Origin of the sequence: Pedobacter lusitanus (assembly GCF_040026395.1) — a bacterium.
GTDB lineage: Bacteria > Bacteroidota > Bacteroidia > Sphingobacteriales > Sphingobacteriaceae > Pedobacter > Pedobacter lusitanus.
Genome location: NZ_CP157278.1, coordinates 2,225,073 through 2,236,480, shown reverse-complemented (window position 1 = coordinate 2,236,480; position 11,408 = coordinate 2,225,073). Strand labels below are relative to the sequence as shown.

General features: G+C 37.6%; 9 protein-coding genes, 1 other RNA gene and 1 pseudogene. 6 read left to right on the top strand and 5 right to left on the bottom strand.

Annotated elements, in window-relative coordinates; genetic code table 11:
• Nucleotides 1–9: 9 nt before the first annotated feature.
• Nucleotides 10–1,214, top strand: a pseudogene (locus PL_RS09320) (IS256 family transposase).
• Between the two features lie 67 nt (nt 1,215–1,281).
• Here PL_RS09320 and PL_RS09310 read toward each other — a convergent pair.
• Both PL_RS09310 and PL_RS09305 read right to left on the bottom strand, forming a co-directional pair.
• On the bottom strand, nt 1,282–1,506 hold the full coding sequence (locus PL_RS09310) for a hypothetical protein (protein ID WP_041882585.1): 225 nt from the start codon (nt 1,504–1,506) through the stop codon (nt 1,282–1,284).
• 853 nt (nt 1,507–2,359) lie between these two features.
• The gene (locus PL_RS09305; RefSeq protein ID WP_041882584.1) at nt 2,360–4,762 is read right to left on the bottom strand and encodes an AAA family ATPase; all 2,403 of its coding nucleotides are present in this window, start codon (nt 4,760–4,762) and stop codon (nt 2,360–2,362) included.
• A gap of 394 nt (nt 4,763–5,156) precedes the next feature.
• Here PL_RS09305 and PL_RS09300 point away from each other — a divergent pair, with 394 nt between their 5' ends.
• Nucleotides 5,157–5,828: a hypothetical protein gene (locus PL_RS09300; RefSeq protein WP_041882583.1), complete on the top strand. Its 672-nt coding sequence runs from the start codon at nt 5,157–5,159 to the stop codon at nt 5,826–5,828.
• Between the two features lie 124 nt (nt 5,829–5,952).
• Nucleotides 5,953–6,138: a hypothetical protein gene (locus PL_RS09295; protein WP_041882582.1), complete on the top strand. Its 186-nt coding sequence runs from the start codon at nt 5,953–5,955 to the stop codon at nt 6,136–6,138.
• 168 nt (nt 6,139–6,306) lie between these two features.
• On the opposite strand, the gene ssrA is transcribed toward PL_RS09295, so the two are convergent.
• The 3 genes from ssrA to PL_RS09280 all read right to left on the bottom strand — a co-directional run bounded on the left by ssrA (nt 6,307) and on the right by PL_RS09280 (nt 7,604).
• Nucleotides 6,307–6,672: a transfer-messenger RNA gene (ssrA, locus tag PL_RS09290) on the bottom strand.
• A gap of 133 nt (nt 6,673–6,805) precedes the next feature.
• Nucleotides 6,806–7,237 (bottom strand): SRPBCC family protein, encoded by a 432-nt coding sequence (locus tag PL_RS09285; protein WP_041882580.1) that lies wholly within the window; start codon nt 7,235–7,237, stop codon nt 6,806–6,808.
• A 1-nt stretch (nt 7,238) separates the two neighbouring features.
• A complete protein-coding gene (locus PL_RS09280; RefSeq protein ID WP_041882579.1) occupies nt 7,239–7,604 on the bottom strand; it encodes an ArsR/SmtB family transcription factor in 366 nt (121 codons plus the stop codon).
• A 205-nt stretch (nt 7,605–7,809) separates the two neighbouring features.
• On the opposite strand from PL_RS09280, the gene PL_RS09275 reads away from it, so the two are divergent.
• From PL_RS09275 to PL_RS09265, 3 genes are all read left to right on the top strand, one after another.
• Entirely contained in the window at nt 7,810–8,493 is a 684-nt protein-coding gene (locus PL_RS09275; RefSeq protein ID WP_041882578.1) for a response regulator transcription factor, read from the top strand.
• A gap of 18 nt (nt 8,494–8,511) precedes the next feature.
• The gene (locus PL_RS09270; RefSeq protein WP_041882576.1) at nt 8,512–9,798 is read left to right on the top strand and encodes a sensor histidine kinase; all 1,287 of its coding nucleotides are present in this window, start codon (nt 8,512–8,514) and stop codon (nt 9,796–9,798) included.
• Nucleotides 9,799–9,963: 165 nt separating this feature from the next.
• Nucleotides 9,964–11,382, top strand: a complete 1,419-nt coding sequence (locus PL_RS09265) for a hypothetical protein (protein ID WP_348621514.1) — start codon at nt 9,964–9,966, stop codon at nt 11,380–11,382.
• The last annotated feature ends 26 nt before the right edge of the window (nt 11,383–11,408 follow it).

The following is an 11,408-nucleotide window of genomic DNA, read 5'->3' as shown; positions in this document are numbered from 1 at the left end:
TACAGTCATATGGAAGAGAACAAGTTAGGTTTACCAAAGGACTTTTTCAAGCAGTTTAAGTCCAAGGAACAGTTCCAGGAATTCTTTCAGGAAATGTTCAAACAGGGAGTCAATGAAATGCTCCAGGGAGAGCTTGATGAGCACCTGGGTTATGAAAAGCATTCTCCAGAAGGCCACGGCAGCGGTAATTCCCGTAACGGTTTCAGTAGCAAAAAGGTTAAGAGTGAGACTCTTGGGGATGTGGTATTGTCAATTCCACGAGATCGTAATGCAAGCTTTGAGCCTAAACTGATCCCCAAGCACCAGCGTATGAGCGAGCAGATTGAGCAAAGCATTATCGGGATGTATTCCCGTGGAATGAGTACTCGTGATATTGAAGACCAGATTCGTGAAATGTACGGGGTCGAAATCTCTGAAAGTACAGTTTCTACGGTTACAAGCCGGGTTGTGGAGAAGATCGAGGAATGGCAATCCCGCCCCTTAGAGCCTGTTTATTTTACTTGTTGGATGGACGGTATTCAGTTTAAGGTACGCCACAACGGAAAGGTGGTTAGCAAATGTATTTACTTGGTAATTGGCCTAAAACATGATGGCCTGAAAGAGATTTTGGGCATGTGGATCAACGAAACCGAGAGTGCATCATTCTGGCTAAGTGTGCTTACAGATTTGCGTGCCAGAGGTGTAGAGGATATCTTGATCGCCTGTACAGATAATCTTACTGGCTTTACAAAGGCCATTGCCGAGGTATTTCCCAAAACAATAACCCAGCTTTGCGTCGTACAATTCGTAATAGTTGTAAATATGTGGTCTGGAAGGAACGTAAAGAGTTTTCGATGGATCTTAAACAGATTTATGGTGCAGTAAATAAAGATACCGCCAGATCAGCCCTGGATGATTTCACAGTAAAATGGAAAAGTAAGTATGGTTATGCTATTTTAAGCTGGGAGAAGAACTGGGATGAGTTGACCAGTTACTTTGACTTCCCCCTGGAAATCCGAAAAATCATTTATACCACCAATGTCATTGAAAGCCTGAACAGCGGCATAAGGAAATTCACCAAGTCCAAAAACTTGTTTCCTGACGACCAGGCTGCAATCAAGGCTGTCTACTTATCGGTCATGAATATCCAGAAAAAATGGACGATGCCAGTAAGAGATTGGGGTAAAATTATTAATCAGTTTAGTATTATATTTGAAAATAGATGTCTCCTTTAAACTCAATACGGTTGACCACTTACACAAAATTCTTCACAGGCTCGACATTGTAATTTGAATCGCTAACTTACCTCGGTCTATCCGGCTTCGTTGGGTCGATTGTATCATCTAGAAATGATTTACTCAGGGTATCACTGCCTTTGGCTTTTTCTGATCTCTTAATATCAGTTCTATTTACAACATTTTTCATATTCTGAGTAGGTAATTCAGAATTTACTACATCATTTTTCTTAGTACAAGCTACCAAAAGAGCTACTAAAGCGATACCCGGTAAAATTAGTTTTATGTTCATAATAATATGTTTTTTTTTACAACTTAAAGATAAGTGATAAAACTTAATTTTAAGTCACAAAAAATATGATGAAATTCTTTAGTGGCAATTTAAATCAATAGGCTTAACTCACCTCACAAGGAATTCGAAAATAACAAATTTATTTTTATGTATAACTATCTTTTAGATATTTTTTATTTTCTCATTTTATAGCAATTATATTTAATATTATAAATATTATATTTTATATGGCAATATTTTAAGTGTAAAAATTAAACTTTTTTATTTGTTTGGTAATTCGAAATTAGAATTATCTTCTTTAAATCGCTTTACAAAAGCACTCAATAATAAATTAATAAAATATATTTTATGGAAATTTTAGAAATCCAATTAAGAATATGGTGACAATAAATCTGAAATGGGTACAAATATTTATTTTAACAACAATGATTGTGATAGTGATCTTGTTGCTGCAATTAAAGCCGAAGTTGATTTGATCACATCCATATTTTGAGGATAAAAGCCTTTAGATAGCTTCAAAATGGGAATGTAAAACAACCTGTGTCAGAGCAGTAACTCTAACGAATCACCGCCCTGACACAGGTTGTTTTACTTTTTAATAATTCAAGATAGAAAGTGCTACTAATGAATAGACATTGATTTGATATTCTTTTTGGTTTCTAAAAGCAGTGCAAGATTAACTAATTTAGATGGTTCACTAACCAAATATTTAATTCATTATGTCATCATACACCGATTCCATGTGTTACGAAATGTTTATTCATAGAGCCTTTAAATGCCCATTTTGATTGAATTGTTATTAGTTCATCTAAATTTTTTCTTTGATATAATTCTGTTTGATTTCCCACGGGCCTTAAACGTTTTCTTCTGGTTCTTCAAGTAACTGAACGCCTATGCTTTTCAGTAGTGATTCAAATTGATCTAAGTCCTTCTCTTTTATACGGTCTAAGACGAAATTTGCTACTTTTTTCATCTCAGGAACATCCACCGGAATCATACTCCGCTCAAAAATTCCTTCAAGATGAGAATACTCATTATTAATCCGCTCAGTCATTGATGATGCTTGCCTATTATCCCCAAAGAATCTATACAATTTTTCATCATGTTCCACTGCATTTGGGTACTTATAGAATAAGAACGATTCAAGAAACTTGCGGGCATTGTTGGCAAAGTTGTAATACACGATATGCTGATCATCATCATCGGTATCCGCGTTTGCACAAATATAGATCTGGTGAAAAAGGTAATTGAACTCTGTAACATAATCCTTAAGATATTTTGGCATCAACTTGATTTGGCTTTTTTCGCCCTCCCTTACGGTCATAAAGTATTTGCTCTGATTTTTATTTAAGGCACCAGGAAGACGCTTTAGATATTTTAGGAAGTCAAGGTTGTGCGTAGAAATAAATAGCTGCTCAAATTCCTGACTGGTGACAATCTTTGAGTTGATCAGGCTATATATAAAGAAGATATGGTTGCCATCCAGACTGGAAATAGGATCGTCAATCCAGATAATTGGCTTTTGGCCTTTGGTATCGATATCCTCCAGCTTTGCCATGAAATAGCAAAATGCGATCAAGCTACATTCCCCCTCACTGAGGTGATGAGCTTTGTTTCCATTCCTGACGATCTCAAATCTAATCTTCTTGCCATCGGTAATAGAATCGGGTTCCTCTATCGCTTTAAGAGTAAGGAAGTCATGCCCGAAGTAATTATTCAGATATTCATTCACCTTTAATGCACCTTTTTCTTCATCATTCATTAATCGTTGCTTACTTTCAATAAGATTGATCTGGTCCTTGATCTTATTAGCGATCGTCTTACCATCCGCTTCTTTCTCATCAAGTTTCTCCTTTAGGATTTCAATGTTTTTTACTTCCTCTAGATATTGTATGGTCGTTACAAAGTCATAAACCTCCTTTAGCCTTAGCGATGTTCTGGCACTTGCCTGATCTCCGCTTAATTTACCAGTATAGGCATTGGATTGGCTTCGAATGCCTTCATAAAAATCATATGCCTTCACCAGTCGAGTAGAGAAATCAACTGGCTCAGAAAATGTACCCACATTGATGATATCATCAGCCCTTGCCCCAAGCTGCAGCCGCAGCTGCTCAAGGGATTCTTTATATTGTTCAAGTATATGTTCCATCCCCACACGTAAGCGATTAAGATTTGGGTGAAATTTGGAATAAAAGGCATTGTTGTCGAAAGAAAGGAAATCAGAAACCAGTGAGACTTCCGCTTCCACTTTAGTCATGAGCGATGCAATACCTCGGCTTAGTTTCTCTGACTCCTCATCAAAGTGACTTTCTAGCGCCGACCACCTTTCCTCGGTAATCTTGTTTCCACAAAAGGTACAATTCACAAGCTTATGTTCATGAAGCGTCTTTCCTTCCTTTACCCATTTGTTTAATATTGAATTCCTAACTAGCTCCTCAATCTTTCCTGATGCTGTAAGGGACTTAGTTACCAATAGTTCAGCCTCGGTGCTCAGCTCTACAAGGGAGAAGTTTTGCCTTGATAGTGCCACAATATTTGCATTGGGCTTTTCGTCCAACAGTATCAATAAGGTTTGTTGTGCTTCATCTGTGATAGGTTCAAAGCCATCCGTTAGTGTCAATGTGATATCAGCGTCGAGCTTTGTCTTATTGTAGTTCTGGTCACCAAACCTTTCGGGCTTGTATTTTATACCTGTCTCCCTACTGGTCGCCTTTTGCGTTAATTTGCTATCTAACTGCTTGATGATGGTTTCATGTGTATTCTTCGCAGTCCTGTAGATTTCCCTAGCATTCTTGCGCTCCAGGTAAAAACCAGTTGGAGTTTCCTCATGCTCCAGTCCAAGTTCGTTGCTGAGATTCTTGATCTCCTCTTCCAAGGCAGTATTACCGCCCAATATTGCGAAAGGAACAATACTCTCATCTGCATTTGAGATAAACCTTAGGTTTTCCTTCACAAAATCCTCGTTGAATACTCGTACTTTCTTGGTGTGGGCAGACAAATTAACCTGCGTTACATCTGATAAGTCCTTTATGCAAACCGTAAATTCTGGAGCCTCATATTTATCCGAGATCGTTCCGAGTTCCAGTGCACGCATTATCCGAGATAGGGTAGTCTTTCCGGAATAGTTTCTGCCATAAAAGATGTTAATGGGACTGAATTCTACAATCGCACCTTTATCATCCCTTATGATTGCATCCCAGTCAAAATCCTGAAATACGGCTAGGTTGTTAATGTGCTTAAATTTTTTTATTGACATAATTTATATTAATTTATCATGATTAAAAAAAGATATAGATATATAGCCTATATGCCAATCTGCTGTATGGGGGATTCTCATAAATTAGTTCTTAGCAAATCATAAAAATGAATTCGTTTTATGATTTTATCATTATAGATGATTTTTAATCTTTGATTTGTAATTAATTATTGACAGTAACCTCAAAAATTAATAAGATATTCAAATATTTCGTTGAAACTGAAATGTTTTTATTTGGCTGGTGTTCCATTTTCGACGGAGTTGGTTAATTTGAAGCAATTTAAGAAATAAAGGGAAAGAGTATCGTATTGTTGATGTTAATTTAATAAAATGCTAAAATTATGATCAGAAATACATTGTTAAATTTCAGATATTTGATCATCACATTTCAATTATGTCCGAACACACATATTTTGCGCTACTCAAGTTTGGTGAACTGGGTCATCTTGAAGCTTTAAGAAACAAAGGTCACTTGCATTGTAAACCACTGAATTATTTTGCCGATCTCGAAGATGAGTGCCACCGAGGTGACCCCTTGGAAAAAGTAAGCTATCTGCATACTATTGACGGTGCCGAAATTCGTATCAAGGATGTCGACGCGCCTGATAGTGAATATAAGTTAGTTGGAACTGCACATACGGGTGTGGTTCAAAAAAGCTATGAAGTATCTCCGGGCAACCTGTTTTGTACCTATTCCTTCAGACTCGATAAAGAAGAACTTAATAAGGAGTTTATTATACCAGAAGAATGCTTAAAACTCGGAGATCACTACCTGGTAATTAAAGATTTTGAAGAGTTTCTCAAAAGAGTTGACCAGCGGCTGTCAGCCCTAAATTTTTCTGCCCGGCATGGGTTTGTAGGATATAAAGATTTCTCCAAATTCATCGGTACTAAAACGGTCTTTGAAAAGGATGTTATCTATAGGTTTCAGAAGGAATTCAGAATATTTATAACCAATCCGACTGACCAATCCTTAGATATTGAAATAGGAACTCTGGCAGATATATCAGAAATCTGCCAGATAGATGATGAACATACCATCATGTTCTTTGATGTTAATGAATAACTCATGTTTTTAAAGTAGGTTATTAGTAGTTCTGCCCTTCTGGATGGTCATTGAGATCCTACCTGAATGTTTTCCTGAGCTGATGCTTTTCCTTTTTTTATAACTTCTAAATAAAACTAGAATTATGAAAAAGAGAAAAGCAAAAAGAATTGAGTCAACTGTTGATATTGAGCTTGAAATAGACAAACTTGTCAGCAACTCCGAAAAAATGAAAAGCGAAGCCGTATTGAATTTAATTGCAAAAATGATCACAGATATGATTCTAAGGGAGCTCAATGAAGATAAGGATCCGTTAAATGATGATTATTGATTTGATAATCAATTGGTTGTGATTTTGGTCGAAAGGATGATCATATGTGAGAGGGGAGTCGAACTCTTATTTGCTTGATTATCAGTGTTTTGAAAAATAGTCTAATAATAAAAGAACCCCTATTTCAAAGATTTAACTACTTGTAAATCAGTGATATAGGGGTTTTTGTTGTGGAGCCGAAGGGGTTCGAACCCTTGTCCAGTTGCGTGGCAAATTATGCCTTCTACATGCTTATTTTCCACTTTGTTTTCGGGATCAGACGGGCCGGAAACCTACCTTGCCTTTCTCCTTAGGTATTTTATCTCACAACTGTACCATACCTTACAATTGCCAGCGTAATTATTTCGATGCCCCTGATTCCGGCCTAAAAACGCAGCAGCCAGAGGGACAAAAGCTATTTAATTCTAAATTAAGCAGCTAAGGCGTAGTTATTTTCGCCAATCAAAGTGTGAACGTTCACATTAAAGTGCTCTCCGTACAACGCACTGCATGCTAACATACGTACCTCCGCCCTGTCAAATCCAAAACGGCCCCAATACGTACAGGATAATTGTGGTTAACTACTCCTTTTCAATTATCCTGTACAAAATTACGAAATATTATGCCAATTTCTACATAAAAGAGTCATTTAAGCCATGAATTGAGAAGCTGGTTAATAATCAGGAGCTTATGCAGTCTTTTCTACATACTCTTTTAAATTCTTACCAATAATCTGAGTCCATCCGGCACTAAAGTTTTCTTTAGCAAACGAAGGATTGTTCTGAGGAAATGTTTCTAATCCCTCATGTGTAAGTTTTAATCTCGTCTGATCACCTTCTGCAAATAACTCAAAGGTAACATGCGAATCACCCTGATAATCTCTGTATCTCCAGGTATAACTTAGTTTTTTGTTCGGTATCACTTCGGTGATTTTGCACAGATGTCTGTACATGATCCCTTTATCTCCCGCATCAAAAGAAAATTCAAACCCCTTTTCAGGATTAAATTCTGACAGATCAAAATACCACTGCTTCATCTCATTTTTGTCAGTGATAGCTTTCCAGACTTTTTCTACTGGTGCATTATAAGTCCTTTCAATTACAAATGGTTGGTTTTTCATGTTATTGATTTTTAGATTTATTTTTATGATTTGTTTTATCTGATTGAGCAGAAGAGATGTGCGCATCTTTGGCCAGGAATGTTCCAAGTGCATCCAGTTTCGCTGTCCAGAATATGCGGTACTGCTCAATCCACTCAGAAACCTCATTCAGTTTTTCTAGTTTTGCTTCACAAATTCTTTCCCGGCCCTGTTGTTTAATGGCGATCAGTCCGCATTCATTAAGTATTTTTATATGTTTTGAAATTGCAGGGCGACTGATTTCGAAGTTATCAGCCACAGCATTTAAATTTAATGACTGATGGGCTATCATATTTAAGATCTCTCTGCGTGTAGGGTCGGCAATAGCCTGAAAAACATCTCTTCTCATTTATCTTAAGCTAATTGTGTAGCCGTTCGGTTACAAATATATGTGAAACCTTTTGGTTACACAATAGGCAGGGTAAAAAAAGAACAGATGATCCTGTTCTGATAGGATTGATAGTATCAATTAATCAGATACAGCGATTAATTGATACTTCTCTGGCTTAATCTCTGTTTATTTTTCTTATGTTGCCAGCAGAGATTGTTAGCTTATGAAACTATTATTGGTGGAAGACACGCCGGAACTTGCAAAAAGTATAGCCGATTACCTCAGGCAGGAAAACTATATCTGTGAGATTGCAAAGACTTTTGACCAGGCAAGAGAAAAGCTGGTGCTTTTTACCTACGACTGTATCATACTTGATATCATGCTGCCAGACGGTAATGGAATTAATCTGCTTAGATTAATTAAAAAAGAAGGTATTGAGAGTAGTGTCATTATCATTTCAGCACAAAATGCCCTTGATTTTAAAATTACCGGATTGGATGAAGGGGCAGATGACTATATCACCAAACCCTTTCCTTTACCTGAACTGCATAGCCGGATTAAAGCAGTAATGCGCCGGAAAGTTCCCGGAAAGAATCAGCAGCTTACTTTTGCAGAAATCACAATTGATTTACAATTATTGGAATGCCAGATTAATGAGACTCCACTCAGTCTGACAAAAAAAGAAATAAACCTGTTAATTTATCTGATCAATAATCAGGGGAGGGTTCTTACCCGCCAGGCAATCGCTGAGCACTTATGGGGTGATTATACAGATAATCTTGATAGTGTTGATTTCGTTTATCAGCATATCAAAAATCTGCGTAAAAAGATCACCGATGCCGGTGGTGTTGATTACATCAGTACCGTCTACGGCTTTGGTTACAAATTGAATCAGCGTAAACAATAATCAGAAAGATCTAAAAAGATGAAGATCAATTATAAATATACTATTGCCTATACGATCATCACTTTTGTTGTCTTAAATATTGGCTTTGCGATTGTTTATTCCGCTATACGACGAGGCGCTGTTCAATCCGTTGCGGGTAAACTGGAAAATCTGAACGTGGTTGTTGCCCGGCATATGGAAAAGGATAATACCCATACCGATTTCACCCCTGGTAAAAATGTAAAGATCAAACCGTTTGCTGTTCAGGATTCCTTGACTAACCCCGAATCTGTAAAAATTATGAAGGAGTGGAATGATGAGGTCGAAGCAATTGTCCCGATGGTGCATTTTTCCTCCTATCCGGTAATTAATGGAATACGTTATACGATTTCCAGCAAAGCGATGCTAGTAGAACCAGATGATATTTATCTTAACGGTATTATCCTTGTTTTTGCCTGGACCTTTGTTTTTTTGATCGCATTGGTTATCATTCTTAGTGAATTAATTTCCTGGCATATATTGAAGCCCTTTAACCACACACTGGATGCTATTCAACAGTTTGAAATAGATCAGGAAAGTGCGATCAATGTAGAGGAAACGCAGACTACAGAGTTCCGGGAACTCAATAATTTTCTGGTTAAGATGTCTAATAAAGCTAAAAACAGCTATATCGCCTTAAAGGAATTTTCAGAAAATGCGTCGCATGAACTTCAGACGCCTATTGCAACGATGAAGGCAAAAATAGAATTACTGATGGAATCAGAATTGGAAGAAACACAGGCAGCGATGCTTTCTGATATACACGATGAACTGGAAAAACTGGCCAAAATAAATCATTCACTTACTTTACTGGCTAAACTTGAAAATTACAATTCTGATTTAAAGTGCAGGATAGATCTGAGCAGTATCCTTTCCACTAAAGTTGCAGAATTTACTGACTGGATGGAAATGAGGGATATTAAGCTGGAAATAGCTATTGATCCTCAGGTGACTATTGCACTGGATGAATCACTGGCCGAACTGATGTTAAATAACCTGATCAGCAATGCGATCAGGCATAATGTGCTTTCCGGTAACATGATAATTCAGTTGAACTCCAAAGAGTTGAAAATCAAAAATACAGGCAAGGCCCCGGGAATTCCAATTGAAGAATTATTCGGAAGATTTAAAAAAGGGAACAGTGAGCGTGATTCTATTGGTATTGGCCTGGCAATCGTCAAAAAAATATGCGAGTTATATGGTCATCAGGTTAGTTATGACTATGCAGATGGATGGCATGCGCTCATTTTAGTATTTAATAACCAGGATCAGCAATCCCCGATATGATGGAATTCTGCAGTTTTAGTCAAATTTCAAAGGTTCTATAAGTTTTCTTCAAAATTTCTATAAAATCATTGCCTTGCTTTATAGATAAGCTATTGCCTGTTCAGATTTAACAGGTTCCCGGCTCCGGAATGATAACCGGTATTATCTAACCAAATAGCAATATAAATGAGAATACTCTACTTCACTTTAGTGAGCTGTTTTTTTTCTATACAGCTTGCCACAGCCCAGGATAGTACCTATAAGATTCCAGGTAGTAAACCAGCAGGGGTTAAAGTTGGTAATGGTCTCTATTTTAAGTTCAATGAAAGCGGGACACAATACCTGAAAATGAATATCTGGCTGCAGTCATGGATAAGAGCAATAGAAAATAACCCTGGAACGGCTGTGAATGGTCAGCCTCAAAACTGGTCTTCGGATGCAGGAATCAGACGGATGCGTATTCAATTATATGGTCAGACCTCCAGACGTTTTCTTTTAATGATGCAGGTAGGGATGAACAATCAGAGTTTTGCGACCGGAGGCGGGAGTGGTACCGGCGCAAATGGCGCAGGAAAAAAAGCACCTTTCTTTATTCATGATGCTTACGGGCAGTTTACTGTTTTTGATGAGGGATTATCTTCTTCAAAATCTTCATCCGCCGCTGCTGGTAATAATTCACTTTATATAGGGACAGGTTTGCATTCCTGGAATGGAGTAAGCAGACTGACCAATGCAAGCACCATCAGTTTGCTGACCGCAGATGCGCCCGTATTTAACTGGCCAACTGTTGAGATATCTGATCAGTTTACCCGGCAATTCGGTGTCTTTGCCAAAGGTAATATAGATCGGTTAAAGTACAGGGTAAGCGTGAACAAACCCTTTATGACCTCAGCAAAACCTGTTGTTGGCGGTCCTGCTGTTGACAATAACAGAGGAAATGCTATAGCTTATAACGGATACTTTGATTATGAATTTTTAGATAGAGAAGAAACACCCAATGCTTTTTTTTCCGGATCTTACTATGGTAAAAAGAAAGTTTTTAATGTTGGTGTGGGTTTTCTTCATGCCCCAAACGCGACAATGAGCCAACCTGTAAAAGATATCTATAAAAGCCATGCAATAACAACATTTGGCGCCGATGTATTCTTTGATACACCTGTCGGTAGTTTATCAAAAGATATGTCATTTACTTTATACTGTGTATGGTATAATTATAATTTCGGGCCTGATTACCTGCGTACAACAGGTGTAATGAATCCGGGAACTGCTGATACTGCTTATACGGGGATCAAAGCTCTGGAAGGATACGGTAACTCCCGTATACTGATGGGAACCGGAAATATCTGGTATACACAAACGGCTTTTACTTTGCCGAAGTTTAGTGAAAAATTACGCATACAACCTTATCTTGCATATAGTTATAAAGATCTTAAGGCACTTAACCAGCCGGGGAATTATTATAATGCCGGTGCTAACTTTCTATTCGATGGTAATCATGTGAAGTTAGCGCTGGAATATGGAAGCAGACCTTTATATAATACCACAGACAGGAAAATATTTAAGCGGGCAGGAGAGTTTCTGGCCTCTGTACAATTCTGGCTGTAAAGTATCCCCATGACCAATTATAAGAT